The 25473-nt window shown below is 74.2% G+C and carries 26 protein-coding genes and 1 pseudogene; 7 read left to right on the forward strand and 20 right to left on the reverse strand.

All coding sequences use genetic code 11. The annotated features are described in order from the left end of the window. Positions 1-377 precede the first annotated feature (377 nt). Positions 378-647, forward strand: a complete 270-nt coding sequence (locus tag TEK04_RS01770) for a GlsB/YeaQ/YmgE family stress response membrane protein (protein ID WP_336402588.1) — start codon at positions 378-380, stop codon at positions 645-647. A gap of 113 nt (positions 648-760) precedes the next feature. Here the strand turns inward: TEK04_RS01770 and TEK04_RS01775 are convergent, their stop codons facing one another. The 5 genes from TEK04_RS01775 to TEK04_RS01795 all read right to left on the reverse strand — a co-directional run bounded on the left by TEK04_RS01775 (position 761) and on the right by TEK04_RS01795 (position 5265). After that, positions 761-1606, reverse strand: coding sequence for a putative RNA methyltransferase (locus tag TEK04_RS01775; protein ID WP_336402589.1), 846 nt, complete (start codon positions 1604-1606; stop codon positions 761-763). After that, the gene (locus tag TEK04_RS01780; protein ID WP_336402590.1) at positions 1603-2112 is read right to left on the reverse strand and encodes a metallophosphoesterase family protein; all 510 of its coding nucleotides are present in this window, start codon (positions 2110-2112) and stop codon (positions 1603-1605) included. Before TEK04_RS01780 ends, TEK04_RS01775 begins: the two co-directional genes overlap by 4 nt. 9 nt (positions 2113-2121) lie before the next feature. After that, positions 2122-3075 (reverse strand): cytochrome c oxidase assembly protein, encoded by a 954-nt coding sequence (locus TEK04_RS01785; protein ID WP_336402591.1) that lies wholly within the window; start codon positions 3073-3075, stop codon positions 2122-2124. Positions 3076-3103: 28 nt separating this feature from the next. Then, positions 3104-4060, reverse strand: coding sequence for a cation diffusion facilitator family transporter (locus tag TEK04_RS01790; protein WP_336402592.1), 957 nt, complete (start codon positions 4058-4060; stop codon positions 3104-3106). Positions 4061-4128: 68 nt separating this feature from the next. Next, positions 4129-5265, reverse strand: coding sequence for a M23 family metallopeptidase (locus tag TEK04_RS01795; protein ID WP_336402593.1), 1137 nt, complete (start codon positions 5263-5265; stop codon positions 4129-4131). Positions 5266-5644: 379 nt separating this feature from the next. Here TEK04_RS01795 and TEK04_RS01800 point away from each other — a divergent pair, with 379 nt between their 5' ends. Then, entirely contained in the window at positions 5645-6862 is a 1218-nt protein-coding gene (locus tag TEK04_RS01800) for an MFS transporter (protein WP_336402594.1), read from the forward strand. A 27-nt stretch (positions 6863-6889) separates the two neighbouring features. Continuing rightward, positions 6890-7759, forward strand: a complete 870-nt coding sequence (locus tag TEK04_RS01805) for an oxidoreductase (protein WP_336402595.1) — start codon at positions 6890-6892, stop codon at positions 7757-7759. Between the two features lie 3 nt (positions 7760-7762). Here TEK04_RS01805 and TEK04_RS01810 read toward each other — a convergent pair whose 3' ends face one another. The 5 genes from TEK04_RS01810 to TEK04_RS01830 form a co-directional block, all read right to left on the reverse strand. Further along, the gene (locus TEK04_RS01810; RefSeq protein ID WP_336402596.1) at positions 7763-9073 is read right to left on the reverse strand and encodes a D-arabinono-1,4-lactone oxidase; all 1311 of its coding nucleotides are present in this window, start codon (positions 9071-9073) and stop codon (positions 7763-7765) included. Then, positions 9070-10689, reverse strand: coding sequence for an ABC-F family ATP-binding cassette domain-containing protein (locus tag TEK04_RS01815; protein WP_336402597.1), 1620 nt, complete (start codon positions 10687-10689; stop codon positions 9070-9072). The genes TEK04_RS01810 and TEK04_RS01815 overlap by 4 nt, the downstream gene beginning before the upstream one ends. A 30-nt stretch (positions 10690-10719) precedes the next feature. Next, positions 10720-10845, reverse strand: a complete 126-nt coding sequence (locus tag TEK04_RS01820) for a hypothetical protein (RefSeq protein WP_336402598.1) — start codon at positions 10843-10845, stop codon at positions 10720-10722. 19 nt (positions 10846-10864) lie between these two features. Then, positions 10865-12010 carry a dimethylsulfone monooxygenase SfnG gene (gene sfnG / locus TEK04_RS01825; RefSeq protein ID WP_336402599.1) on the reverse strand — a complete coding sequence of 382 codons (1146 nt, stop codon included), beginning with the start codon at positions 12008-12010 and terminating at the stop codon, positions 10865-10867. Positions 12011-12204: 194 nt separating this feature from the next. Further along, a complete protein-coding gene (locus TEK04_RS01830; protein WP_336402600.1) occupies positions 12205-12789 on the reverse strand; it encodes a class I SAM-dependent methyltransferase in 585 nt (194 codons plus the stop codon). 141 nt (positions 12790-12930) lie between these two features. Here TEK04_RS01830 and TEK04_RS01835 point away from each other — a divergent pair, with 141 nt between their 5' ends. Further along, a complete protein-coding gene (locus tag TEK04_RS01835; protein WP_336402601.1) occupies positions 12931-15036 on the forward strand; it encodes a catalase in 2106 nt (701 codons plus the stop codon). On the opposite strand, the gene lepB is transcribed toward TEK04_RS01835, so the two are convergent. Next, on the reverse strand, positions 15005-15847 hold the full coding sequence (gene lepB / locus TEK04_RS01840; protein ID WP_336402602.1) for a signal peptidase I: 843 nt from the start codon (positions 15845-15847) through the stop codon (positions 15005-15007). The genes TEK04_RS01835 and lepB overlap by 32 nt on opposite strands. A gap of 476 nt (positions 15848-16323) precedes the next feature. Here lepB and TEK04_RS01845 point away from each other — a divergent pair, with 476 nt between their 5' ends. Then, positions 16324-18276 carry an HNH endonuclease signature motif containing protein gene (locus TEK04_RS01845; protein WP_336402603.1) on the forward strand — a complete coding sequence of 651 codons (1953 nt, stop codon included), beginning with the start codon at positions 16324-16326 and terminating at the stop codon, positions 18274-18276. A 59-nt stretch (positions 18277-18335) separates the two neighbouring features. Here the strand turns inward: TEK04_RS01845 and TEK04_RS01850 are convergent, their stop codons facing one another. The 8 genes and pseudogenes from TEK04_RS01850 to TEK04_RS01885 form a co-directional block, all read right to left on the reverse strand. Continuing rightward, on the reverse strand, positions 18336-19166 hold the full coding sequence (locus TEK04_RS01850; protein ID WP_336402604.1) for a 5-oxoprolinase subunit C family protein: 831 nt from the start codon (positions 19164-19166) through the stop codon (positions 18336-18338). Further along, positions 19163-19783, reverse strand: a complete 621-nt coding sequence (locus tag TEK04_RS01855) for a 5-oxoprolinase subunit B family protein (RefSeq protein ID WP_336402605.1) — start codon at positions 19781-19783, stop codon at positions 19163-19165. Before TEK04_RS01855 ends, TEK04_RS01850 begins: the two co-directional genes overlap by 4 nt. Beyond that, a complete protein-coding gene (locus TEK04_RS01860; RefSeq protein WP_336402606.1) occupies positions 19780-20529 on the reverse strand; it encodes a LamB/YcsF family protein in 750 nt (249 codons plus the stop codon). Before TEK04_RS01860 ends, TEK04_RS01855 begins: the two co-directional genes overlap by 4 nt. Next, a complete protein-coding gene (gene ligD / locus TEK04_RS01865; RefSeq protein WP_336402607.1) occupies positions 20529-21467 on the reverse strand; it encodes a non-homologous end-joining DNA ligase in 939 nt (312 codons plus the stop codon). Before ligD ends, TEK04_RS01860 begins: the two co-directional genes overlap by 1 nt. 9 nt (positions 21468-21476) lie before the next feature. Then, positions 21477-22382, reverse strand: a complete 906-nt coding sequence (locus TEK04_RS01870) for an SDR family NAD(P)-dependent oxidoreductase (RefSeq protein ID WP_336402922.1) — start codon at positions 22380-22382, stop codon at positions 21477-21479. A gap of 20 nt (positions 22383-22402) precedes the next feature. Further along, positions 22403-22567 (reverse strand): nitroreductase/quinone reductase family protein, encoded by a 165-nt coding sequence (locus TEK04_RS01875; RefSeq protein WP_336402923.1) that lies wholly within the window; start codon positions 22565-22567, stop codon positions 22403-22405. A 25-nt stretch (positions 22568-22592) separates the two neighbouring features. Continuing rightward, positions 22593-22850: pseudogene (locus tag TEK04_RS01880) on the reverse strand (nitroreductase/quinone reductase family protein); the annotation flags it as partial. Positions 22851-22884: 34 nt separating this feature from the next. Further along, positions 22885-23100 carry a DUF4287 domain-containing protein gene (locus tag TEK04_RS01885; protein ID WP_336402608.1) on the reverse strand — a complete coding sequence of 72 codons (216 nt, stop codon included), beginning with the start codon at positions 23098-23100 and terminating at the stop codon, positions 22885-22887. 115 nt (positions 23101-23215) lie between these two features. On the opposite strand from TEK04_RS01885, the gene TEK04_RS01890 reads away from it, so the two are divergent. Then, a complete protein-coding gene (locus TEK04_RS01890) occupies positions 23216-23686 on the forward strand; it encodes an antitoxin (protein WP_336402609.1) in 471 nt (156 codons plus the stop codon). Positions 23687-23694: 8 nt separating this feature from the next. Further along, positions 23695-25281, forward strand: a complete 1587-nt coding sequence (locus TEK04_RS01895) for a helicase HerA-like domain-containing protein (RefSeq protein ID WP_336402610.1) — start codon at positions 23695-23697, stop codon at positions 25279-25281. A 9-nt stretch (positions 25282-25290) separates the two neighbouring features. On the opposite strand, the gene TEK04_RS01900 is transcribed toward TEK04_RS01895, so the two are convergent. Further along, positions 25291-25464: a hypothetical protein gene (locus tag TEK04_RS01900; RefSeq protein WP_336402611.1), complete on the reverse strand. Its 174-nt coding sequence runs from the start codon at positions 25462-25464 to the stop codon at positions 25291-25293. Between the last annotated feature and the right edge of the window lie 9 nt (positions 25465-25473).

Below are 25473 nucleotides of genomic sequence, written 5' to 3' on the forward strand. Positions count from 1 at the left end.
TGGCCAGGTACATCAGACCGATGGTCTTGTGGTCAGTGGTCCGCAGCAGCATCGAGAGCCGCGAACCCTTCTCGGCCACGTGAACCGGACTCGGACGGCTCACGATCGGAGCGGGGGCGATCGTCACGTCCGGGAGCTTAGACGGTGCTGCGGCGGCCGGTACGGCGGAGGACGGCGAGTCCGTGACGGCGTCTCCTGGCCGCCCCCGACCGATGCGCTGACCTGCAGGGATGCGGCACCCTCGACCGGCGACCGGGCGCACCGGGACCAGATCGTGACCCAGTCGTTGTTTGGCCGGTCCTCGAGCGGGACACATGATCAACCGCGTCGGAGAGACCGACGCCGACGGCAGTCGCCGTCACACCTTGGAGGTCCCCGTGCTCTGGAACATCATCGTCCTCATCGTGATCGGCGCCGTGGCCGGTTTCATCGCCCGCGCGGTCATCCCCGGCAAGCAGGACATGTCCATCGTCGCCACGATCGTGCTGGGCGTCATCGGCTCGTTCGTCGGCAACCTGCTCGGCAGCCTGATCAGCGGCAACGGCTTCGAGCTCGCCCCGGCCGGCTGGATCGGCTCGATCATCGGCGCGATCGTCGTCCTCGGCGTCTACGTGGCGGTCAGCGGCCGCAAGAGCGTCCGCCGCTGACCCCCGGCGGCGCTCGCGCCGCCTACCCGCCCCGAGACTCCGGGGCAGCTGCAGGACCTCCGACGGGGGCCCGGTCCCACAGGCCGGGCCCCCGTTGCCGTGCCCGGGGGCGATCAGGCCGGGCAGTAGGTCGTCACGTCGACGGCCACGGTCACCGCGACCTGCTCCGGGAGGCCGGCGACGGCCGCGGCCAGCGCGTCGGCGGGCAGGTGACGCGCGTGCGGGCCCATCCCGACGAGCACGCGCACGGCGCTCCGGTCCAGCAGCAGCTGCTGGCGGTGCGCCGTCGCGGTGACCTCCACCAGGTGCGGGCTCAACGAGTCGGCCAGGCGGTCGGCCTTGTCGGGGTCGACCCTGAGCAGCCCCAGCGGCCCGACCAGCTCGGCGAGGTGGTCGACCGCCGGCGTGACCACCACCAGCCGGCCGTCGGCACGGAGCACCCGCGCGGTCTCGGCACCGTTGCGCGGGGCGAACACGACGAGCACCCGGTCGACCGAGCGGTCGCGCACCGGCAGCCCCGCCCAGGTGTCGGCGACGACCGCCATCGCCCGCGGGTGCGCGCGGGCCGCCCGCCGGGCGGCGTACCGCGACACGTCCAGCACGACGCCCACGGCGTCGGGGGCGGCGTCGAGCACCCCGGCCAGGTGCGCCCCGGTGCCGCCGCCCAGGTCGAGCACCGTGCGCGGGGGGCCATCGGCCAGCACGGCACCGGCCAGCGCGGCGGTCACGCCGGCGTAGTGGCCCGCGGCCAGGAAGTCGACCCGGTCGGCGACCATGGCCGCCGAGTCGCCCGCGTGCGGGCTGCCCGTGGGCGGCAGCAGGGTGACGTGACCCTGCCGCGCCCGGTCGAAGGAGTGCCCGGCGGCGCACCGCAGTCCGGCGCCGACGACGGCGAGACCGGCCGTGCAGACCGGGCAGGCGAGGACGGCGACGGCGGCCGGCGGGAGCGGCGGCGTCACGTGCGGGGCGGCAGCCGGTGCAGCACCACGTCGCGCAGCTCGCCGGCGTCGGCGACGGCCGTGAGGTAGGTGCAGTGCGGCTGCCGGCGGCGGTCGGTCGGCGACCCGGGGTTGAGCAGCCGCAGCCCGCCCGGGGCCACCGTGTCCCACGGGATGTGGCTGTGGCCGAAGACCAGCACGTCGACGTCGGGGTAGGTCGCTGCGCAGCGGGCCTCCCGCCCCGCCGCGGCACCGGTCTCGTGCACGACGGCGAGCCGCACCCCCTCGAGCTCCACCCGGGCCACCTCGGGGAGCCGCTCGCGGAGCACGCCGTGGTCGTTGTTGCCGACGACGCCCACCAGGCGACGGGACCGGACCTGGATCTCGTCGAGCAGCGCGACGCCCACCCAGTCGCCGGCGTGCACGACCACGTCGGCGGACTCGACGGCGTCCCACACCTCCGCCGGGAGGTCGCGGGCGCGCCGGGGCAGGTGCGTGTCGGCGAGGAGGGTCAGCGCGAGGGCCACCGGGGCGCGTCAGGCCTGGCGGCCGGCGAGGGCCCGCAGCCGGGCGTTGTAGGCGTCCAGCTCGTCGTTGCCGCTGCGGTCGATGGCACGGTCGCGGGCGCGGTTGCGACGCTGCTCGGACCCCGCCCACTGGAAGAACACGACGGCCAGGACGAGCACGGTGGGCAGCTCACCGAAGGACCAGGCGATCGCCCCGGCGGTGTTCTGGTCGGCCAGCGGGTCGACCCCCCAGGCGGCCGGCGGGTTGGCGAAGGTCTCCACGAGCAGGCTGCCGGCCATCATGATCGCCACTCCGAAGAAGGCGTGGAAGGGCATCGGCAGCAGCAGCTCCAGCATGCGACCGGCGTGGCCGGCGGTGCGCGGCCACGGGTCGGCGCCCAGGATCGGCCCGAAGAACAGCAGCCCGGTCACCAGGAAGTGGGCCAGCATGAACTGGTGGCCCAGCGGGTCGGCCATCAGGTCGTCGAACAGCGGCGTGAAGTAGACGCCGTACAGGCTGATGATGAACAGCGGGATCGTGAAGCCCGGGTGGGCGACGAAGCGGGCGAACCGGCTGTGCAGCGCCTCGAGCAGCAGGGCGCGCGGCGCGCCGGCCGCTCCCCTCCCCCGCGGCAGGGCGCGCAGCGCCATGGTCACCGGGGAGCCCAGCAGCAGCAGCAGCGGCGAGACCATCGACAGCACCATGTGCTGGGCCATGTGCACGCTGAACAACATCATCGAGTAGCCGTGCAGCTCGGTGCCGGTGACCGCGAACAGCGACACCGCGCCGGTCACGAAGGACAGGGTGCGCCACCACGGCCAGCGCACGCCGGCCCGGCGCAGGCGGGCCAGCCCCGTGAGGTAGGCCACGAGGGCGAGGACCGTCAGGTAGGCGACCCACGACCAACCGTCGAGGTGGGGGGTGAACAGCCGTGCCCACGTCGGCGGGTCGGTCGGCATCCACATGTCCGAGTGGTCGTGCACTCCCCCATGGTGCACCCGATCCCGGTGGTCAGTCGTGGACGGGGGCCTCGTGGCCGCGGTGGGACACCGACTCCAGCTGGAAGGTGCAGTGCTCGACGTCGAAGTGCCCGCCCAGGCAGGCGCAGAGGGCGTCCAGCACCCGCCCGCCGTGGCCGTCGGCGAGCACGTCGTCGTCGACGACGACGTGCGCGGACAGGACGGGCAGGCCCGAGGTGATGGTCCAGGCGTGCAGGTCGTGCACGGCCGTGACACCCGGGACCCCCAGGATGTGGGAGCGGACCTGGGCCAGGTCGACCCCGCGGGGCGCGGCCTCCAGCAGGACGTCCAACGCGTCGCGCAGCAGGGACCAGGCCCGCGGGAGCACCAGGGCACCCACCGCGACGGAGGCCACGACGTCGGCCGCCGTCCACCCCGTGGTCGCGATGACGACGGCGGCGACGATGACCGCGACCGAGCCCAGGGCGTCGCCGAGCACCTCCAGGTAGGCGCCGCGCACGTTGAGCGACTCACCCTGACCCCGGCGCAGCAGCGCCAGGGACACCAGGTTCGCGACCAGGCCGACGACGGCGACGACGAGCATCAGGCCCGAGCGGATCTCCGGCGGGTCCCCGATGCGGCGGACCGCCTCGACGACGACGTAGGCACCCACGCCGAGGAGCAGCAGCCCGTTGCCGAGGGCGGCGAGCACCTCGACGCGTTGCAGACCGAAGGTCCGCCGGCCCGACGCCGGGCGCTGGGCCAGCGTCACCGCGCCCAGCGCCAGCGCGATGCCCACCGTGTCGGTGGCCATGTGGGCGGCGTCGGCGAGCAGGGCGAGCGAGCCGGACAGCACGGCACCGACGGCCTGCACCACCAGCACCGTGCCGGTGATGGCGAGCACCAGCCCCAGCCGTCGACGGTGGCCGGCCGAGGCGGTGCCCCCGGGCGGCAGGTGCGCGTGGGTGTGCCCGTGGTCGTGGCCCATCAGGGCAGCACCCGGTCGCATGCGACATCGTGCATGCGAGCAGTGTGCCCCACCGGACCCGGGGACGACGCCGCCGGGGTGGGCGGGCCTCAGGGAATGACGACGCCGCGCTCGGCCAACCACGGGAGGGGGTCGACCTTCTCGCCGCCGATCCCGCCGACGTGCACCTCGAAGTGCAGGTGCGGCCCGGTGGACTGCCCCTGGTTGCCCAGCAGGGCGATCGTCTCGCCGGCCTGCACGGCCTGGCCCTCGGTCACGAGGATCTTCTCCATGTGGCCGTAGACGGTGACGTCGCCGTTCTCGTGCTGGATGTAGACGGCCTGGCCGAACCCGCTGGCCGGGCCGGCCTTGAGCACGACGCCGTCCATGGCGGCGTACTCAGGGGTCAGCATCGGGGCAGCGAGGTCGATGCCGGCGTGCAGCGTCCCCCACCGGTAGCCGAACCCGCTGGACAGGCGCGCACCGTCGACGGGCAGCACCGCCTTGGGCCGCGCGGCCTCGATCGCGGCGTCGACGGCGGCCTGGTCGGCCGCCGCCTGGGTCTCGGCAGCGGCGACCTGGGCGTCCTCGCGCTGGGCCCGGCTGGCGGCCATCTGCTGGAGCTGGGTGACCGCGTCGGTCTCGGCGGCGGCCTCGTCGGGCGCGGCCTGCAGGCCGAGGGCGTCGGCGACGCTGGTGGCCTCCGCGGCGGTGGCCTCGGCCGCGGTGACCGCCTGGTCGGCCTGGGCCTGCGGGTCACCGGTGGTCATCAGACCCACCCCGGTGGCGCCGACGAGGGCGGCGGCCAGGTAGAGGGTCGGCTTGCGCATGCGGGCCGGGCCGGCGAGCACGCCGCGGCTGGGCTTGGCCTGGCGGTGGCGACCGCGGGGCACGCGCCCCTCGGCGATGGCGGCGATGATCTCGGCCGCGGACACCTCGACGTCCTCGCGCGGGGTGTCGGCCAGGACGACGTCGCCGTCGGCGGCCTCGGCGTGCGGGACCGGCCGGGCGTCGTCGGCGTCGCCGGTGACGTGGTCGACCAGGTCGTGGGCGGCGACGGCGCGCAGGGCGGCCATCGTGGCCGGGCCGGGCACGATGACCGGGTCGGACGCGAACTCGTCGGACCAGACGCCGACGATCGCGGCCCACTCACCCGTGGACGGGTTGCGGGTGTCCAGCGACAGCGCCCCACCGAGCTGTCGGAGCCCGTCCGTGGCCAGGAGGGATTCCGGGTGTTGCGGGTTCATGCACCTGGCTTTCGTCAGCGTTCTCGGAGGAGGGCGGGGCCCATGTAAACATGCCGTGACCTAGCCGTGACCAGATCGGGGCGCAGATCACGTGCACCCTGTGGCCCAGGTCACCAGCACACCTGCCAACGGGGCACGGTGAGTGATGTGGGCGCAGCACAGAGCTGCCGCTCCGCTCGCCGAGCGTCGCACCGTGACGCAATGCCACTGGACGAGCGCGACCGGTCAGTTCACCCCTGCCGGGAGTGTCCGCGAGTTCCGTCAGGAACGGTACTGTTCCGGTCCCCGCGTGACCGGGTTCATGGCGTCGGGGGAGATGGATCGGGCCCGTTGTGGTCTTGGGTGGTGGAGGAACCCGTTCCCCGTCGCAAGGACCGTCGTGCCCCGCGCCCTGCTCGCCCTGTCCATCGGTGCCTTCGGCATCGGCACCACCGAGTTCGTCGTCATGGGGATGCTGCCCCAGATCGCCGACGGGCTGGGCGTCTCGGTGTCCGCCGTCGGGCTGCTCATCAGCGCCTACGCCGTGGGTGTGGTCGTGGGCGCGCCCACCCTGACCGCGTTGGGCGTCCGCTTCACCCCGAAGCAGACCCTGGTCGGTCTCATGGCCGTCTTCGTCGTCGGCAACCTGCTGTCGGCCCTGGCCCCCACCTACGGCACCCTCGTCGTCGCCCGGGTGCTGACCGCGCTCGCGCACGGGTCGTTCTTCGGCGTGGGCGCAGTCGCCGCGCGCCGGCTGGTGCCCCGCGAGAGGGCCACCCAGGCCATCTCGCTCATGTTCGCCGGGCTGACGCTGGCGAACGTCGTCGGTGTGCCCCTGGGGACGTTCGTGGCCCAGCAGGCGAGCTGGCGGTTGGTGCCCGCCGCCTGCGCCGCCGTCGGGTTGGTCACCATCGCCGGCCTGCTCGCCTGGCTGCCGGCGCTCGCCGGCGAGCCCACCGACCTGCGCAGCGAGCTGCGGGCCTTCCGCCGCCGCCAGGTGTGGATGGTGCTCGGTGTGACGATGGTGGGGTTCGCCGCGCTCTTCGCCGTCTACTCCTACGTCTCCCCCATCCTCACCGAGCTCGGCGGGTTGACCGAGGGCTGGGTCACCCCGGTGCTGGCCCTGTTCGGCATCGGCACCACGATCGGGATGCTGGCCGGCGGGCGGTTCGGCGACCGCTTCGGGTTGCGCGCCGTCGTCGGGAGCCTCGTGGTCAGCGCCGCGCTGCTGGCCGCCTTCGCGCTCACGGCCCGCACACCGGCGGCCGCCGTCGTCCTGCTCGTGCTGTTCGGGGCGGTGTCGTTCGCCGCGGGACCGGTCGTGCAGAACAAGGTGATCGAGGCCGCCCGGGTCCGGGGCGGGTCCCTGGTGTCGGCGGCCAACCAGGGCGCGTTCAACGTGGCCAACGCCGCGGGCGCCGCGCTGGGCGCCGGGGTGCTGTCGGCCGGGTACGGGTTCACGGCCCCGATCTGGGTGGGTGCCGTCCTCGCCGCCGTCGGGGCCGGGCTGTGCCTGGTCGCCGTCCGGACCGAGCGCGCCGACGCGGGCACCCCGGACCCGGTCGTGGTCGACGTCGACGTGTGGGAGCGCGAGACCGCCTGCGTCACCGCGCGCTGAGCGCCGCGCGGGGGTAGACCGGAGGCCATGACGACGACGGCAGACAGGGCCGGGCAGTTCACCCTCGGCGACCGCACGGTGCACCGGATGGGCTACGGTGCGATGCAGCTGGCCGGGCCGCACGTGATGGGGCCGCCGGCCGACCGGGACGGCGCGGTGGCGGTGCTGCGGCGGGCGGTGGAGCTGGGCGTGGACCACATCGACACCAGCGACTACTACGGTCCGCACGTCACCAACGAGATCATCCGCGAGGCCCTGCACCCCTACCCCGAGCAGCTCACGGTCGTCACCAAGGTCGGTGCCCGCCGGACACCGGAGGGTGAGTGGCCCGAGGCGTTGGGTGCCGACGAGCTGCGGCAGGCCGTGCACGACAACCTCGACCACCTGGGCCTGGACTCGCTGCACGTGGTGAACCTGCGGATGCCCGGGTTCGCCGAGCCGGTCGAGCGGTCGGTGGCCGAGCCGATGGAGACGATGGCCGCCCTGCAGGCCGAGGGGCTGGTGCAGCACATCGGGGTGAGCAACGTGAGCACGTCGATGCTCGCCGAGGCCCGGTCGATCGCGCCGGTGGTGTGCGTGCAGAACCACTACAACCTGGCGCACCGCGACGACGACGCGATGGTCGACGCCCTGGCCCGCGAGGGCATCGCCTACGTGCCGTTCTTCCCGCTCGGCGGGTTCACCCCCCTGCAGTCGCAGGCGCTGGAGTCGGTCGCCCGCACGCTGGAGACCACCCCGATGGAGGTCGCGCTGGCCTGGTTGCTGGCTCGCTCACCCAATGTCCTCCTCATCCCCGGCACCTCGTCGGTGGCGCACCTGGAGGAGAACCTCGAGGCGGCCGCCCGCGTGCTGGGCCCGGCGGAGCTCGCCGAGCTCGACGCCCTCGGCGGGGCCTGAGCCTCAGCCGGACCGGCGCGGCGACCCCAGCACGCGGTCGAGGTAGGCGTTGGACAGCGTGCCGGTCGGGTCCAGCCGGTCGCGCACCGCGACGAACTCCCCGAACCGGGGGTAGCGCTCGGCGAGGACGGCGGCGTCCAGGTCGTGCTCCTTGCCCCAGTGCGGCCGGCCGCCCACCTCCCCGGCCAGCTGCCCGAACGTCGCGAAGTAGTCGGTGGGGTCGCTGCGGGCCGGCACGTGGACCGCGACGTAGGCGGTGTCCCGGCCCGAGGCCGTCGACAGCGGGACGTCGTCAGCGGCGGCGTACCGGACCTCCGTCGGGATGGGCAGCCGCCAGCCGCGCTGCTCGGTGAGCCGGGCCAGCTCGCGCAGCAGGTCGGGTACGGCGTCGCGCGGGACGGCGTACTCGCTCTCGCGGAACCGGAAGCGACGGGCGGACACGAAGACGCGGTGCGAGAGGTCGGTCGCCGTCCGCGGGCTGAGCGCGGTGGAGGCGAACCGAGCCAGCGGCGGCACCAGCGCGGGCACCCGGCGGCCGGCGGCGATCAACCCGGCGTAGGCGCCGTTGGCCAGCACCTCGTCCTCCCACACCGCCTGCCACCGGGGCAGCGGGTCCAGGCCCGCGGAGACCGGTACCCGGGTGTTGCGCTTGGCCAGGCAGCCGCGGGTGTGCGGGAACCAGTGGAACTCGACGTGGTCGGTGGAGGTCATGAACCCGTCGAGGTCCTCGAGCACCTCGTCCAGCGGCAGCGGCCGCTCGTCCATGTGCAGCGCGAAGGCCGGCACCGCCTGCACCGTCACGGTGGACAGCACCCCGAGGGCGCCCAGCCCGAGGCGCGCGGCGGAGAACACCTCGGGCTCGTGGTCGGGGCCGCACTCCAGCACCGCGCCGTCGGCGGTGACCAGCTGCAGCGCGCGCACCTGGGTGGCCAGGCCGCCGAAGGCGGCACCGGTGCCGTGCGTACCGGTGGACAGCGCGCCGGCGACGGTCTGCCGGTCGATGTCGCCGAGGTTGGTCAGCGCCCAGCCCTCGCGGGCCAGCACGGCGTTCAACCGGTGCAGCGTCATCCCGGCCTGCACGGTGACCAGGCCGCCGGGGGTGATGTCGACCAGGTCGGCGTGCCGGTCGAGCACCACCTGCACCTGCTCGGGCCGGCCAATGCCGGAGAACGAGTGCCCGCTGCCGATCGGGCGCACCCGTCGGCCGGCGACCGAGGCCTCGTGCAGCACCGTCGCGATCTCTCCGGTGGTGCGGGGGTGCCGCACGTCGATGCCGTCGGCCCGCTGGTTGCCGGCCCAGTTGCGCCACCTCACCGGGCACGCTCCACACGGGCCTCGTCGAACACCGGCTCGGGCGACTCCCGGACCCGGCCGTCGGAGCCGAACACGAGGAACCGGTCGAACGAGCGGGCGAACCAGCGGTCGTGGGTGACCGCGACGACGGTGCCGTCGAAGGCGGCCAGCGCCTGCTCCAGCGACTCGGCGGAGAGCACGTCGAGGTTGTCGGTGGGCTCGTCGAGCAGCAGCAGGGTGGCGCCGGACAGCTCCAGCAGCAGCACCTGGAACCGGGCCTGCTGGCCACCGGACAGCGACCGGAACAGCGAGTCACCGGCCGCGGCGAGCCCGTAGCGCCGCAGCACCGCCATCGCCCTGCCCCGGTCGATGCCCGGCCGACCGGGCTCGCCGTGCCAGAGCAGGTCGGTGAGGGTGCGCTCCATCCACTCGGGGTGGGCGTGGGTCTGGGCGAAGAACCCGGGGACGACGCGCGCGCCCAGCTTCCACGTGCCGGTGTGGTCGACGTCCTGACCGGCCAACAGGCGCAGGAAGTGCGACTTGCCGGCCCCGTTCGAGCCCAGGACGGCGACCCGGTCGCCGTAGTCCAGCTCGACGTCGAACGGCTGCATCAGGCCGGTCAGCTCGAGGTCGGCGGCGACCAGCACCCGGACGCCGGTGCGGCCACCCCGGAGCCGCATCGCGACCTCCTGCTGCGGCGGGCGCTCGGGCGGCGGACCGGCGGCCTCGAACTTGGCCAGCCGGGTCTGCATGGCGTGGTAGCGGTTGGCCATGTCCGGGGAGTTGGCCGCCTGCTGCTGCATGGTGCGGGTGAGGTCGACCAGGCGCTGGTGCTCCTCCTCCCAGCGCAGCCGCAGCTCGGCCATGCGCTCGTGCCGGGCCTCCCGCGCCGCGGGGTAGCTCCCCCAGTCCCCGCCGTGCACCCACGCGGTGCCGCCCTCGACGGTGACCACCCGGGTGGCCACGGTGTCCAGCAGCTCGCGGTCGTGGCTGACGAACAGCACGGTCTTGCGGGTCTCGGCCAGGCGCGCCTCCAGCCAGCGCTTGCCCGGGACGTCGAGGTAGTTGTCGGGCTCGTCGAGCAGCAGCACCTGGTCGGGGCCGCGCAGCAGGCACTCCAGCGCCAGCCGCTTCTGCTCCCCGCCCGACAGCGTCTGCAGCTCGCGGTACTTGCACCGCTCGTAGGGCACGCCGAGCGCCGCGACCGTGACGGTGTCCCAGGTGACCTCGACGTCGTAGCCGCCGACGTCGCCCCAGTGCGCCAGGGCGTTGGCGTAGGCCATCTGGGCGGGTTCGTCGTCCCGCTCCATCATCACCAGCTCGGCGGCCTCGACGGCGTGCCAGGCGTCGCGGACGGCGGGCGGGGCCAGGTCGACGAGGAACTGCTGCACGCTCGTGGCGTCGCGCACCGAGCCGATGAACTGGCGCATCACGCCCAGCCCGCCGACGAGGGCGACCGAGCCGGCGTCGGGGGTCAGGTCACCGGTGATGATCCGCAGCAGCGTGGTCTTGCCGGCGCCGTTCTCCCCCACCAGCGCCGCGACCGCGCCGTCGCCGACCCGGAAGGAGACGTCGTCGAGCAGCACGCGCCCGTCGGGCAGGGTGAAGCGGATGCCGGTGACGTCGACGTAGCCCACGCGGTCAGTCTCCCCGACCGCGGCCCCGGGTCAGGACAGCAGGATCGAGAAGACCACGGCGCCGGCCGCCAGCACCATGGCGAGCACGACGATCCCCGCGACCAGGCGCTGCCGCCGTCGTCCGTCCGGTCCGTTGGTCCCGCCCATGCCGAGCATGGGCGGGACCGTACCGGGCTCAGACGGTGGCGGCAGGCTGGAACTGCGTGGGGGCGAAGCCGGCGGCCTGCTCCATCTCGCGCACCAGCGGGAGGACGCGGTCGCCGAAGTACTCGATCTCCTCCTGGAAGTGCAGGAAGCCGCAGAGGAACAGGTCGACCCCGTGCCGGCGGAACTCGACGATGCGCTCCGCGATCTGCTCCGGCGTCCCGATGAGGTTGGTCTTGAAGCCGTCGTTGTACTGCACCAGGTCCTCGAACGAGGAGTCGGCCCACATGCCCTTCTTGTCCCCGGTCGAGCTGCCGGCCTGCGCCACCGCGTCGCGGAACCCCTCGACGGCGGGCTTGTTCGCCTTGGCGACGATCTCGCGCAGGGTGTCGTGCGCCTCGGCCTCGGTGTCGCGGGCGATGACGAACCCGTTGAGGCCGAACCGCACCCGGCGGCCCAGCGGGTCGGCCACCGCCCGCACGTCGCGGATCTGCTCGTCGATGCCGGCGAGGTCCTTGCCGTTGGAGAAGTACCAGTCGCTGACCCGGCCAGCCATCGCGCGGGCGGCCGTGGAGTTGCCGCCCTGGAAGATCTCGGGGTGCGGCCGGCCCGGCGACGAGAGCGGCTTGGGCTGCAGGTCGAAGTCGCGGAAGCGGTAGAAGTCGCCTCCGAGGGTGTAGCCGTCCTCGGTCCAGATGCCGCGCAGGGCCTGGATGAACTCCTCGGAGCGCCGGTAGCGCTCGTCGTGCTCGAGCCACGGCTCACCCATGGCGGTGAACTCGCCCTTGAACCAGCCCGAGACGACGTTGACCGCGAACCGGCCGTTGCTGAGGTGGTCGGCGGTGGCGCCGAGCTTGGCCAGCACCCCGGGCTGCCACATGCCGGGGTGGACGGCGGCGATGAGCTTGAGCCGCTCGGTGGCCAGCAGCAGGGCGAGGGAGAAGGACACCGACTCGTGCTGGTAGGCAGCGCTGTAGCTGGCCATGTACCGCACCTGCGACAGGGCGTACTCGAAGCCGACGGCCTCGGCGGTCTGGGCGAGCTTCTTGTTGTAGTCGTAGCCCCAGTCGGTGCGCTGCTCGATGGTCGAGGTGACCAGGCCGCCGCTGACGTTGGGGACCCAGTAGGCGAACTTCGCGGCCTGCAGCTCGTCGTCGGGTGTGGTGGGTGCGCTCATGGCGGGATGTCCTCAGCAGGTGGGGAGATGGGCCTGCGAGGGCCGGCGGGATCACCGCCGGGTGGGGCCTGGGATGGGAGCGGTCGCTCAGCGCAGACAGGCGGTGGTGCAGACCAGGGCGAAGTCGACGACGCGGCGTCGGGTCAGCTCCTGGGTCGGCACGCCCCGAGCAAACCACACCGACCTGGTGGACTTCACCTCGAGACGGGTCGCGCGCCCCACAGCAGCGTGTCCAGGGCGGTGCCGGCGTCGACCTCGCGGGGCACCTGCTCGCACCGGTCGACGTCGAGCAGCGCGGCCACGGGGGCCAGCCGGTCCACCGAGTGCAGGATCGCGGTGTCCTGCGGGCCGCCCACCCCGTGCGCCACGTTGTCGACGTCGTGGCCCAGCACCAGCAGCCGGCCACCCGGCCGCAGCCACCCCACCGCCCGGGTCAGGAGCGCGACCGTGTCGGCCTCGGCGAGGTGCAGGTAGGCGACGAGCACGAGGTCCAGCGACGCCTCGGCCGCGCGCCAGGTGGTGGCGTCGGCGACCGCCCACTGGACGTCCCGGCCGTGGGCGGTGGCCCGGCCGCGGTCCAGCCCGACCGCGGAGAAGTCGACGGCGGTGACCCGCCAGCCCCGGGCGGCCAGCCAGAGCGCGTGCCGCCCCTCCCCCGCGGCCAGGTCGACGGCGTCCCCGGGCGGGAGGTCGGCGCACAGCTGCGCCACCAGCGGGTTCGGGGTGGCCGACCACTGCTGCCTCTCGGCGTAGCGGGCGTCCCAGTCGGCGGCGTGCACGGCGGCAACCTAGCCGCCCCCGCCGTGCCGTGGAGGTGACGGCTGCACGGCGGCCGTTTCGGCCCCCGTCGGACGAGGGCATGGCCGCGACGCCACGCGTCCAGAGAACGGCGCTCCAGCCCCCCGAGCCCAGGGAGAGCCATGCCTCCGGCACCCAAGCCCGACCAGTCCGCCCCCGCGCAGGTCAGCCCGACCGGCGTCCCGTTCGAGGCCGCCGACGGCGACCGCGACCCGCGCGCCCAGGGCGGCGACGTCCTCACCTCGCCGAACGGCGTGCGCATCCCCGACACCGACCACGCACTGAAGGCCGGACGGCGGGGTCCGACGCTGCTGGAGGACTTCCACCTCCGGGAGAAGATCAGCCACTTCGACCACGAGCGGATCCCCGAGCGAGCGGTGCACGCCCGCGGCGCCGGGGCGCACGGCGTGTTCACCGCGAACGGGTCGGCGGCCAGCATCACCCGCGCACCGGTGCTGGCGGAGAAGGGGCTGGAGACGCCGGTGTTCGTGCGGTTCTCCACCGTGCTGGGCTCGCGCGGGTCGGCCGACACCGCGCGGGACACCCGCGGCTTCGCTACGAAGTTCTACACGAAGGAGGGCACCTGGGACCTGGTCGGCAACAACATGCCGGTCTTCTTCATCCAGGAGGCCATCAAGTTCCCCGACCTCATCCACGCGGCCAAGCCCAGCCCCACCCGGGAGATCCCGCAGGCGCAGTCGGCGCACGACTCGTTCTGGGACTTCGTGTCGCTGCACACCGAGGCCACCCACCACTCGCTGTGGAACATGAGCGACCGGGGCATCCCGCGCAGCTACCGGATGATGGAGGGCTTCGGCGTCCACTCGTTCCGGCTGGTGAACGAGGCGCGGGAGACCGTGCTCGTGCAGTTCAAGTGGACCCCGAAGCTCGGCGTGCACTCCCTGACGTGGGAGGAGGCGCAGCTGGCCATGGGCACCGACCCGGACTTCCACCGCCGCGACCTGGCCGACGCGATCGAGGCCGGCGCGTTCCCCGAGTGGGAGCTGGGCGTGCAGGTGTTCCCCGACACCGACGACCAGATGTACGAGGGCATCGACCTGCTGGACTCCACCAAGATCGTGCCGGAGGAGATGGTGCCGGTGCAGACCATCGGCACGCTGCGCCTCACGGCCAACCCGACGAACTACTTCGCCGAGACCGAGCAGGTCGCCTACAACACCGGGCACGTGGTGCCGGGCATCGAGTTCACCAACGACCCGCTGCTGCAGGGCCGCAACTTCTCCTACCAGGACACCCAGCTCACCCGCCTCGGCGGCCCGAACTGGACCCAGCTGCCGATCAACCGCCCGCACGCGCCGGTGAACGACGACCAGCGCGACGGGTTCATGCAGCAGGGCGTGCCGACCGGGGAGGCGCCCTACACCCCCAACTCCGTCGACGGCGGTGTGCCGAAGCCCGCCGACTGGGCCGAGGGCGGGTACGTCGTCGTCCCGCGCAAGGTCGAGGGCGAGGTCGTGCGCGAGGTGGCGGCGTCGTTCGAGGACCACTTCAGCCAGCCCGCGATGTTCTACGCCTCGCTGTCCGACGTCGAGAAGACGCACGTGGTGGAGGCGTACACGTTCGAGCTGGGCAAGGTCTACGAGCAGGCGATCAAGGAGCGCGTGCTCGGCGTCCTGGCGAACGTCGACACCTCGCTGGCGGAGCTCGTCGCCGAGGGCCTCGGCCTTGCGGCGCCCTCGGGCTCGCCCGCCGACCACCTCCCGCCGTCCCCGGCGCTGTCCCAGGTGACCGGCGAGGCGTTCCCGCTGGACGGCCGGCAGGTCGCCGTCGTCGCCGGGCCGGACGCCGACCTGGCCGGCATCGCGGCTCTCCGCGAAGCCCTGGACGCCGAGGGCGCGCAGCTGAAGGTGCTGGCCCCGCGCGGTGGAGTGCTCGGGTCGGGGAAGGACCAGCAGGTCGTCGAGCGGACCAACGTGACCGCCCGGTCGATCGAGTTCGACGCGGTCGTCGTGGCCGACGGCGCGCCCGACGACGGGGACATCAAGGCGACGATCCTGCTGCAGGAGGCGCTGCGCCAGCTCAAGCCGTTCGCGGCCTGGGGCTCGGGGTCCGGCGTCCTGGACGCCGCCGGGGTGTCCGGGCCCGGCGTCTTCACCGGGTCCTCGGTCGACGACGTCGTCACCGACCTGGTCGCCGCAATGGGCCAGCACCGGGTGTGGGAGCGGGCCGAGCTGGTCACCGCGTCCGCCGTCCCCCCGGCGGTCTGACACCGCGCCACCTCCGCCGCCCCCGGGCGGCGGAGGTGGCACCCTCACCGGGTGACCTGGTTCGTGCGCGGCTTCGGCCGTGGACGTCATGCCCCCTCCGGCGCACGGCCACCACCAGCGGGGCGAGCAGGACGGCGGACCCCGGGTCGGCCGCCGCGGTCGGCTGGGGGTCCGGGCTGTCGATCCAGCCGAACCGGCTGAACGGGAAGACGATGAGCGAGGCCTTGCCGATGACGTCGTCGACCGAGATCGGGCCGTGCACCCGGGAGTCGGCGGAGTCCGACCGGTGGTCGCCCATCACCCACAGCTGCCCCTCGGCCAGGGTCACCGGGCCGAACGGCTGGGAGTCGTCCTGGTAGAGGTAGGGCTCGTCCAGCGCCTGCCCGTCGACGACCACCCGGCCCTGCTGGTCGCAGCACTGCACCGTCTGCCCGCCGACGGCGATCACCCGCTTGACGAAGTCGCGGTCGCTGGGCGGAGCAATGCCGACGGCCCGGCCCAGGAACAGGGCGGCCGACGCGAACCAGTTCGAGGGCGCGGTCGAGGTGACCTCCGGCTCCCACGTGCCCGGGCCCTCGAAGACCACGACGTCGCCGGGCTCGGGGTCGGACCACCAGTAGGGCGGCTTGGTCACCAGGATGCGGTCGGCCGTACAGCCCTCGCACCCGTGCAGCGTCTGCTCCATCGAGCCCGAGGGGATGAAGAACGGCTGCACCAGGAACGTCTTCACGAGCAGGGCCAGGACGAACGCGACGACGAGCAGCACCGGGAGCTCCTTGAGCAGTGACCGCTGCCCCTCCTCGTCCGCCATGCCGAGCAGCGTGGCAGCCCGAGCCGTCCCACGGTGGACATCACCACGCCGATGGTTTCCCACTCCCGCCCGGGTACGACTTGCCGGCGCTCGCTTTCGAACATATGATCGAACACATGACGTCGCCTATCCCCTGTCCCGCTGCCGCTGCGGGGCACGTGTGGAGCGACGACGAACCCGACCTGCCCGATCCCCTGCGCCTGTCGCCCACCGCGGTGGCCGAACGCGCCGCGCAGCGGACCCGCGTCGATGCAGCGAACCCGACCAACCAGGCACCGCCCGCGTCGGCGTCGGCGTCGGCGTCGGCGTCGGCCGACCCTGCGTCCCACGGCCTGTGCCGTACGCGCCGCACCCGGAGCAGGATCCCGGGCAGAGCCGCAGCGGCCAGCGCCCGGGCCGTCGCGGCACGGGCCGACTTCGAGTCCGCCACGTGGCCGGCCTTCGCCCCGCCCGCGTTGGGCACAGCGTCCGGGCCGATGGCTCAGGTGATGGCCGCCGAACGCACCCTGGCCACCGCCACCGCAGCCCGCGCGCGGGCGTTGAGCGCCCTGGCCGAGGCTCGGCCCGCCACCGACGACCGCCCCTCAGGAACCCCCGGCGCCATGTCCGCCGACCGCCGTGCCGCCCGACCCGGCGTCCTGGCACCGGTGTCGGAGTGGGTGGTCCGCGAGCTGCGGGTCTCACTGGCCGTCACCGACGTCGCCGCCGAGCGCATGCTCGTGCAGGCGCTCACCCTCACCCGTCGGCTGCCGGGGGTGCTGGCCGCACTCGACGGTGGCACCGTCCACTGCGGGCACCTGCCGGCCCTGATCGAGCTGCTCGACCCCGTCGCCGATGACACCCTCCGTGCCCGCATCGAGGCAGAGCTGCTCCGTTGGCTGGCCGCGCGCGGCGCAGCGGGCACCATCACCACCCCCGCCCAGCTGCGGGCCAAGATCCACCGGGTCCTGCTGTCCCGCGACGCCCGCACCCAGGCCGAGGAGCTGCGCCGGGCCCTGGCCACCCGCGGGGTCTTCACCTCTCCCGACCCGGTCCCGGGCATGAGCGGACTGCACCTGCGCATGACGACCGCCGAGGCCGCCGCTCTGCACGCCGCCCTCGACCAACTCGGCGCACACCTCCCCGACGACCCCACCGACGACGGGCCGGCGCGCAGCAAGGCCGAGAGGATGCTCGACGTCCTTCTCGACTCCGTCCTCCGCCCGGGCACCGGATCCCTCCCGCCCGTCCAGGTGTCCCTCACCGTCGTCGCGGCGCTGGAGACCTTCCTCGGCGGCGACACCCCCGGCGAGATCGACGGACACGTCGTGCCCGCGGCCCAGATCCGCACACTGCTCGACCTCCTCACCGGCAGCCACCTCGACGCCCCCCTGGGCGACGCAGAGCAGGACGACGAGCGGGCCGGGGATGAGCGCGTCGGCGACACCGTGCGTGCTGCGGACCTCGGCACTGCCCACGCCGTCGACGGTGAGCCGTCGAGCTCGAGGCCGACTACCCAGGTCACCTCGACGACCTGGTCCCACGACGGGGAGCCGCCGGCGCTGGACGACGCCACGTACTGGGCGATGGTCGACGAGCTCATCGCTCGCGCCCCTGACCCCGACGACATGTGGTGGGACCCCGACGACCTCACCTGGCCCGACGCCGACGTCGATGCCGTCCCCAGCACCCACGACGACGACAGCTCGACGGGAGAGACCCTCGCCGACGGCACACCGAGCGCAGCGGCGGACACCCCCGGCGAGGCAGCCCGGCACCTGGGTCAGCAGGCCATCGACGCGGTCGCGCGTGCGCAGACCGCTCTCGGAGAACTCCACAAAGCCCTGCGGGCGGCCGACACGGCCGTCGCCGACGCGCAGCTGGCGGCCCGGTCCGACGAGGAGGGGTGGCAGACCCGTGCCGGTGGAGGGTCCGACGCGGCCGACGCCCTGGAGGTCCTGCGTGCCGCCGTGCCCGCCCGGACAGCGGCCCTGCACGACCTGCTGGCCGCCACCGCCACCTCGAGCAGCGGGGGTCTCACCCACCGCCCGCGCATCGCCCTCACCGCCGCCCTCACCGGGGCGTTGGTCTCCCTCACCGACCTCCCGGCACTGCGCAGGGCCGCGGCCACCGGCGCACACCTGGGCGCACCAGCGGACACCGACGGCTACCGCCCGGCCACGACCCTCGACCGGCACGTGCGCACCCGCGATCGCCGCTGCCGCGCGCCCGGCTGCCGCCGCCCCGTCATGACCGGCGAGGTCGACCACCACGTCCCGCACCCCGCGGGCGCCACCTCGGCGAGCAACTTGTGCGGGCTGTGCCTCACCGACCACCGCGGCAAGCACCAGGCGGTGGGCTGGCAGCACGAGCTGCACCCGGACGGCAGCTACGTCGTCACCACCCCCGCCGGGCTCACCGCCCGCACCGCACCGCCGTCGGTGCTCTGACCCACCAAGGCTTCAGCGGTCCTGGGCCCGGTCCGCCACGACCGCCACGACCGGCTAGTTCAACGGCGGAAGCGGACCGTCCGGCCCGGGGCCAGCTGGGCACAGCGGTCGACGTCGGCGTCCGCGACGTAACCGATCACCGGGTAGCCGCCGGTGACCGGGTGGTCGGCCAGGAACAGCACCGGCTGACCCGAGGGCGGCACCTGCAGCGCCCCGCGCACCAGGCCCTCGCTGGGCAGCTCGCCGTCCCGGGCGCGCTCGAGCACCGGCCCGGCCAGTCGCAGGCCCACCCGGTTGCTCTCCCCCGTCACCTCCCACGCCGTAGCGGTGAGCACCCGGTGGGCATCCTCGGCGAACCAGTCGGCCCGCGGACCCGGCCGGACGGCGACCACCAGCCCGTCCGCCGGCTCGGCCACCGGCGCGACGTCGACGCCGGGCCAGCTGCCGGTACCGGGCCCCACCGGCAGCACGTCACCGACCCCGACCACCGCAGGCCCCAGGCCCGAGAGCAGGTCGGTGGAGCGCGACCCCAGCACCGGCCGCACGGTCAACCCACCCCGCACCGCCAGGTAGCTGCGCAGCCCGCTCACCGGCGTCCCCAGCCGCAGCTCGGCACCGGCCGAGAGCCGCACCGGTGCGGCGTACGGCGCACCCGCGCAGCGCGCACCGGTCAACGCCACCCAGACCGCCGCGTCCGCCCGCACCGCCAACCCACCGGCGGTCACCTCCAGCACGGCGGCATCGGGCGGGTTGCCCAGCAGCCGGTTGGCCAGCGCCGCAGCCGCCCGGTCCGCGGCGCCCGAGCGGCCGATGCCCTGCGCCGCGAGCCCCGGCCGGCCCAGGTCCTGCGCCGTCGTCAGCGGCCCGGGAGCCAGCACGGTGAGCGTCACGTGACGTCCGGCCCGACGACACGGAACCGGATCCGCACCCCCGGGCGGAGCAGCGCCGCCGGGTCGCGCTCGACGTCGAACACCGCGAGGTCGGTGCGGCCGAGCAGCTGCCACCCGCCGGGCGACGCCTGCGGGTAGACCGCCCCGAACCCGCCGGCCACCGCCACCGACCCGGCCGGCACCCGCGTGCGGGGGGTGGCCCGGCGCGGCAGGTCCCAACCCCCGCCGTCGGGCACGGCGTAGCCGAAGCCGGGGGCGAACCCGCCGAAGGCCACCGTCCAGACCGTCCCCGTGTGCCGCGCGACGACCTCCTCGACGGGGCACCCCAGGGCGGCGGCGACTTCGGCGAGGTCCGCGCCGTCGTAGACCACCGGCACCTCGACCTCGCCGGCGTCGGGTCGGGCTCCCGCGACCGGCCGCGCCGACCGGATCCACGACGCGGCGGCGTCCACCGACGTCCGCCCCGGGTCCAGCACCACCAGCACCGTGCGGGCGGCCGGCACGACGTCCAGCACGCCGTCGGGCGGGTCGGCCAACGCGGCGTGCAGCGCCAGCACCGCGTCGAGGTCGGCCAGCTCGACGAGGACGGCGGCGTCGCCGCTGGGGAGCAGCCTCACGCGAACGGTGCGAGCTCGACCCCGACCGCGGTCAGCTCGGTCCGCACCCGCCGGGCGATCTCGACCGCGCCGGGGGTGTCCCCGTGCACGCAGATCGACGCCGGGGCCAGCCGCAGCTCGGCCCCGTCGACGTCGTGCACCGGTTGCCCGGTCGCCATGGCGACGCACCGCGCCGCGACGAGACCGGCGTCGTGGAGGACGGCGCCCGGCAGCCGGCGGGACACCAACGCGCCGTCCGCGGTGTAGGCGCGATCGGCGAACGCCTCGTCGACGCACCGCAGCCCGGCCTCGGCCGCCAGCCGCAGGAACGCCGACCCGGGCAGCCCCAGCACCGGCAGCGTGCGGTCGACGTCGACGACGGCGGCCACCACGGCGGCGGCCTGCTCCTCGTGGGTGACGATCGCGTTGTAGAGCGCCCCGTGCGGCTTGACGTACCGCACGCGGTCACCGGCCACGCGCGCGAACGCCGACAGGGCGCCGAGCTGGGCGACGACGTCCTGGGTGAGCTCGTCGGGGTCGACGTCGATGAACCGCCGGCCGAAGCCGGGCAGGTCGCGGTAGCCGACCTGCGCCCCGATCGCCACACCGCGGGAGACCGCCCGCTCGCACACCCGGCGCATCGTGCGGGGGTCGCCGGCGTGGAACCCGCAGGCGACGTTGGCGCTGGTGACGACGTCGAGCAGGGCGTCGTCGTCGCTGAGGGCCCACACGCCGAAGCCTTCGCCGAGGTCGGCGTTGAGGTCCATCAGTCCTCCGGGGGCAGCTCGGTGCCGTCGCGGTCGGCCCACTCCAGGAGCGGCGCGAGGTCGAACACCTCGGAGTCGATGTCGGCGTGCAGGTCGCCGAGCTCGGCGAACCGGGCGGGCACGGTGGCGATGGTGAAGTCGCGCGGGTGGGCGTCGTCCACCTCGTCCCAGCGGATCGGGGTGGACACCGTGGCCTCGGCGTTGCCGCGCACCGAGTACGCCGCGGCGATGGTGTGGTCGCGGGCGTTCTGGTTGTAGTCGACGAACACCGCGCGGGGGTCGCGGTCCTTGCGCCACCAGGTAGTGGTGACGTCGGCCGAACGCCGCTCGACCTCCCGGGCGAACGCGAGCGCACCCCGCCGGACGTCGCCGAACCCGTGCTCGGGCCGGATCCGCACGTAGACGTGCAGCCCGTTGCCGCCCGAGGTCTTCGGGAAGCCGACCGCACCCAGCTCGTCGAGCACCTCGTGCACCACGTGGGCGACCCGGCGCACCGCGGCGTAGTCGGCCTCGGGCATCGGGTCCAGGTCGATGCGCCACTCGTCGGGCAGCTCGGTGTCGGCGCGGCGGCTGTTCCACGGGTGGAACTCCACCGTCGACATCTGCACCGCCCATGCCACGTGCGCGAGGTGGGTGACGCACAGCTCGTCGGCGGTGCGGTTCCAGCGCGGGAAGTGCAGCCGCACCGTCTCGATCCACGGCGGCGCCCCGGCCGGGATGCGCTTCTGGTGCACCTTGTCGCCCTCGACGCCCTTGGGGAAGCGGTGCAGCATGCACGGCCGCTCGCGCAGCGCGTTCACGATGCCGGGCCCGACGGCGAGGTAGTAGTCGAGCAGGTCCTTTTTGGTCTCCCCGCGCGCCGGGAAGTAGACCCGGTCCGGGCTGGACAGCCGGACGTCGAGCCCGTCGACCTCCACCTCGATGGCGTCACCGCTCATGCTGGCCATTCAACCCTCATCCGGCATGCCGTTTCGGCCTCCTCGCAGGGTCCCACGGCGAGCCCGCGAGTCGTGGGGGGCGAGGTGGTCCTTCACCGCATCGGCGGACAGCTGCCACAGGTCGCGGGCGCGCCGGTCGTCGGTGGCCCACGGCATGGTCAGGCCGGCCGACCGGTCGGCGTGGAAGCCGCCGTTGCGCCAGCCGTCGTCCGTGGTGGCGAGCCAGACCAGGGTGTCGGCGCCCTCGGCCGGGGTGCGCGAGAACCGCGGCAGGCCCAGCTTCCAGGCCAGCCCCGAGATGCCGCCCGACCGCGCGCCGAAGGAGGTGGCCACGGTGCCCGGGCTGTAGCAGGTGGCGACGACGTCGGGGGCCCAGCGGCGGGCCAGCTCCCGGGTGAACAGCGCGTTCAGCGTCTTGGCCCGACCGTAGGCCAGCGTGCCCAGGTAGGGCCGCACGTCCTGCACCGACCGCAGCGTCAGGTGGCGGGGCAACGGGCCGAACCGGTGCATGAACGACGACGTCGTGACCACCCGCCCCCGGGCGGCCCGCAGCGGCTCCTCGAGCAACCGGGTGAGCAGGTACCCGCCCAGGTGGTCGACCTGGAACGTGGTCTCGAACCCGTCGCCGGTCGTGGTCCGCCGCGGGAACGAGGCCCCGGCGTTGTTGGCCAGGACGTCGATGCGCGGGTGCCGCTCGGCCAGGGCAGCGCCCAGCGCCCGGACGTCGTCCAGACGCGCGAAGTCGGCGACGTGCCGCTCGACCTCGCGGTGGTCGTCGGGGTGCCCCTGCGCCTGCAGCTCGTCGGCGACGGCGTCGGTCTTCGCCGGCGACCGGCCGACCACCACGACCCGCCAGCCGTCGCGGTGCAGCCGGCGGGCGGCCGCCGCGCCGATGCCGTCGGAGGCACCGGTCACGACGGCGACGCGGGAGCCGGTCAGCTCGGGCGCTCCACCAGCACGACCGGGATCTCCCGGTCGGTCTTCTCCTGGTAGTCGGCGTAGTCGGGGAAGGCGGCCACGGCCCGCTCCCACCACACGGCCTTCTCCTCGCCGTGGATCTCCCGCGCGACGCCGTCCCACACCTGGTCGCCGTCCTGCACGGTGACCTCGTCGGGGTGCAGCCTTGAGGTTGAAGTACCAGGTGGGGTGCTTGGGCGCCCCGCCCTGGCTGGCGACCATCGCGTAGACCCCGTCGTGCTCGACCTTCATGAGCGGGTTCTTGCGCACCTTGCCGCTCTTGGCCCCGCGCGTGGTGAAGACGACGACCGGTTCGGGGCGGCCGGGCAGGGTGTTGGCCTCGCGGCCGCCGCTGCGCTCGTAGGCCTCGACCTGGTCGCGGACCCACTTCTCGGGGCTGGGCTCGTACTCGCCTTCCAGTGGCATGTCCCGACCCTAGGACTCCTCGACGCCGGGCGCCTCAGTCCGCGGCGAGGACGTAGGCGACCAACGCGTTCGCGTGGCCGTGGCCCATCCCGTGCTCGGACTTCAGCCACGACACGAGCGCCATGTGCTTCGCGTCGGGCTCGGCGGCCCGCTTCTCGCGCACCAGCTGCTGCCACTCCCCGATGGGCCGGCCGTACTTCTTCTCCATGGCCGGGAAGTAGCTCGCCGGCCCCTGCACCTTCTCGGTCATGGCCGTCATCCTGCGCGACGGGAACCCTCGCGGAGGGACGCACGTAGCACGGGTGGCAGGTGCGACGCACCACCGGCAGGGTGTGCGCAGACGACGACCAGAGGAGGACGACGTGGTGGACTTCGGCAGGCTGGCGAAGAAGGCCCAGGACGCACTGGCCCAGGGGTCGGACAAGATCGAGGCGGCGCTGAAGGACAACAGCGGCAAGATCGAGGGTGCGGTCGACAAGGCCGGGCAGTTCGCGAAGCAGAAGATGCCCGACCGCGCCGCGCAGATCGACAACGCGACGCAGAAGGCCAAGGCCGCCGTCCCGCGGCACGAGGACGGCACCAGCGGGGGCACCGCGTTCGGCACGACCGCCACCAGCCCCGCGCAGGACCCGGCCACGACTCCCGACCCGACCCCGGTCACCCCGCCCACGCCGGTGGCCGAGCCCGGCGCTGCGGGAGCCCCCGGCGCCACCCCCACGCACACCGCCCCGGACGCCGGTGCGCCGTCCTGGTCCCCCGGCACGGCCGCCGCCCCGCCGTCGCCGTCGGCCTCGCCCACGCCCGAGGTCGACCGCGCCGCTCGCGAGCAGGGCTGAGCGCACCGGTGGGCGCACCCGTCGACGAGACGTCCGCCACCGTCGCGGCCGGCATCGCCGCCGGGTACGCGTTCACCGGCCCCGCCCTCGACCTGGGCTCGGTGGTGCACGGCGGCCAGCCGCACCCCGACGCCCAGGTCCGCGTCCCGCTGTCGATGATGACCCGGCACGGGCTCATCGCCGGGGCCACCGGCACCGGCAAGACCAAGACGTTGCAGCTGCTGGCCGAGCAGCTGTCGGCGCAGGGCGTGCCGGTCGTGCTGGCCGACGTCAAGGGCGACCTCACCGGGCTCTCCCACCCCGGGGTGCCCGGTGACCGCATCACCGCGCGGGCCACCGACACCGCCGACGACTGGACGCCGACCGGCTACCCCGTGGAGTACCTGGCCCTCGGCGGGCTGGGCACCGGCGTGCCGGTGCGCTCGACGGTCACCAGCTTCGGCCCGGTGCTGCTCAGCAAGGTCATGGGCCTGAACAGGACCCAGGAGAGCTCGCTGGGCCTGGTCTTCCACTACGCCGACCGGGCCGGGCTGCCGCTGCTGGACCTCAAGGACCTCCGCTCGGTCATCAGCTGGCTGGTCAGCGACGAGGGCAAGGCCGACCTCGCGGGCCTGGGCGGGCTCAGCAAGGCCACCGCCGGGGTCATCCTCCGCAACCTCGTCGGCCTGCAGGACCTCGGCGGCGACGTCTTCTTCGGCGAGCCCGAGTGGCAGACCGCCGACCTCATGCGCACCGCCCCCGACGGCCGCGGCGTCATCAGCTCGGTCGAGCTGACCGCCGTCCAGGACCGGCCGGCCCTGTTCTCCACCTTCCTCATGTGGCTGCTGGCCGACCTGTTCGAGGAGCTGCCCGAGGTCGGCGAGGTCGACAAGCCCGAGCTGGTCTTCTTCCTCGACGAGGCGCACCTGCTGTTCACCGGGGCCAGCGCGGCGTTCCTCGAGTCGGTCACCCAGACCGTGCGGCTGATCCGGTCCAAGGGCGTCGGGGTCTTCTTCGTGACCCAGAACCCCACGGACGTCCCGGCGCCGGTGCTCGGCCAGCTGGGCAACCGGGTGCAGCACGCGCTGCGCGCCTTCACCCCCGACGACGCCACCGCGCTGACGAAGACGGTCAAGACCTACCCGCGCTCGGACGCCTACGACGTCGGCGAGACCCTCACCTCGCTGGGCACCGGCGAGGCCGTCGTGACGGTGCTGTCCGAGCGCGGTGCGCCGACCCCGGTGGCCTGGACGATGCTGCGCGCCCCGCGCTCCCTCATGGGCACGGTCGAGGCGGCGCAGCTGGAGGCCGCCGTCGCCGCGTCCCCGCTGCTGGCCACCTACGGCACCGCGGTGGACCGCGAGTCGGCCTACGAACGGTTGGCCGCCCGGCTGGCCCCACCCCCGGCCCCCGCACCGGCGCCCGCACCACCTCCGTCGACACCGTCACCTGCACCGGAACGGCGCGAGCGGCCCCGCCGCGAACCCGACCCCGAGCCCGGCGTCGTCGAGCAGGTGCTCGGGTCCTCGGCGTTCCGGGCCTTCGCCCGCTCGGCCGCCTCGGCGCTCGGCCGGGAGATCACGCGCGGGGTGTTCGGCACCCGTCGACGCCGGTGAGCCGGCCGCTCACCCGTTCGGCGGGCGGATCATGCTGACGACGGCCAGCCCGGCGAACACCACGACGAAGACCCAGGCCGGCACCCCGAGCATCCAGGTGGTCAGCAGCGCGGCGGCCAGGCACACCGCACCGACCACCCCGACGGTGGCGAACCTGCCCTCCGCACCCCGCTGATCGGCCACCCCCCGACC

The organism is Klenkia sesuvii (assembly GCF_037083825.1).
GTDB classification, from domain to species: domain Bacteria; phylum Actinomycetota; class Actinomycetes; order Mycobacteriales; family Geodermatophilaceae; genus Klenkia; species Klenkia sesuvii.

What these genes read in the sequence shown, in the direction of transcription:
- TEK04_RS01790 (WP_336402592.1), bottom strand. Translation starts at nt 4,060, where the DNA reads ATGCGACCGGGTGCTGCCCTGATGGGCCACGACCACGGGCACACCCAC.
- TEK04_RS01795 (WP_336402593.1), bottom strand. Translation starts at nt 5,265, where the DNA reads ATGAACCCGCAACACCCGGAATCCCTCCTGGCCACGGACGGGCTCCGA.
- TEK04_RS01805 (WP_336402595.1), top strand. Translation starts at nt 6,890, where the DNA reads ATGACGACGACGGCAGACAGGGCCGGGCAGTTCACCCTCGGCGACCGC.
- TEK04_RS01820 (WP_336402598.1), bottom strand. Translation starts at nt 10,845, where the DNA reads ATGCTCGGCATGGGCGGGACCAACGGACCGGACGGACGACGGCGGCAG.
- sfnG (WP_336402599.1), bottom strand. Translation starts at nt 12,010, where the DNA reads ATGAGCGCACCCACCACACCCGACGACGAGCTGCAGGCCGCGAAGTTC.
- TEK04_RS01835 (WP_336402601.1), top strand. Translation starts at nt 12,931, where the DNA reads ATGCCTCCGGCACCCAAGCCCGACCAGTCCGCCCCCGCGCAGGTCAGC.
- lepB (WP_336402602.1), bottom strand. Translation starts at nt 15,847, where the DNA reads ATGGCGGACGAGGAGGGGCAGCGGTCACTGCTCAAGGAGCTCCCGGTG.
- TEK04_RS01845 (WP_336402603.1), top strand. Translation starts at nt 16,324, where the DNA reads ATGGCTCAGGTGATGGCCGCCGAACGCACCCTGGCCACCGCCACCGCA.
- TEK04_RS01860 (WP_336402606.1), bottom strand. Translation starts at nt 20,529, where the DNA reads ATGGACCTCAACGCCGACCTCGGCGAAGGCTTCGGCGTGTGGGCCCTC.
- ligD (WP_336402607.1), bottom strand. Translation starts at nt 21,467, where the DNA reads ATGAGCGGTGACGCCATCGAGGTGGAGGTCGACGGGCTCGACGTCCGG.
- TEK04_RS01885 (WP_336402608.1), bottom strand. Translation starts at nt 23,100, where the DNA reads ATGACCGAGAAGGTGCAGGGGCCGGCGAGCTACTTCCCGGCCATGGAG.